Genomic DNA, 416 nt, shown 5'->3' with positions numbered 1-416 from the left:
CGGTTCCGATAAACGCATCTCTGATATCGCGCCGTCCGGCGATAAACCACCAGAGTTTCAGCAAAGTAAGAACGGTCGTCCCGATCAGAAACCAGCCTTCGATGGCACCCTTGTCCAGGGCGCGTGCATCGGCGAGCCGGACAGTTTCACCGACGAACGAGCCGATGGCGCCGTAGGCAATCAGCATAGCAAGATGCCACCGCGGACGTGCAATTCCAATAAGCGGCTCCCCATCCGGAAGTGGTGCAAGAAAAATTCTTCCAAACGCGGCGTACAGCACAGTTTCACCGACGAACGAGCCGATGGCGCCGTGGGCAATCAGCATAGCAAGATGCCACCGCGGACGTGCAATTCCAATAAGCGGCTCCCCATCCGGAAGTGGTGCAAGAAAAATTCTTCCAAACGCGGCGTACAGC

1 protein-coding gene is annotated in these 416 nt (G+C 57.0%); it reads right to left on the bottom strand.

Annotation, left to right across the window (positions count from 1 at the left end; translation table 11 throughout):
- Positions 1 to 325, bottom strand: a 325-nt coding sequence (locus AB4Z23_RS28735; RefSeq protein ID WP_441361345.1) for a hypothetical protein, incomplete at its 3' end; no start/stop codon positions are given.
- Positions 326 to 416 lie beyond the last annotated feature (91 nt).

This window comes from Agrobacterium sp. MCAB5 (genome assembly GCF_052114365.1).
GTDB classification, from domain to species: domain Bacteria; phylum Pseudomonadota; class Alphaproteobacteria; order Rhizobiales; family Rhizobiaceae; genus Agrobacterium; species Agrobacterium tumefaciens.
Note: the sequence above shows the minus strand (reverse complement) of the source record. Positions and strands in the feature narration are given on the sequence as shown.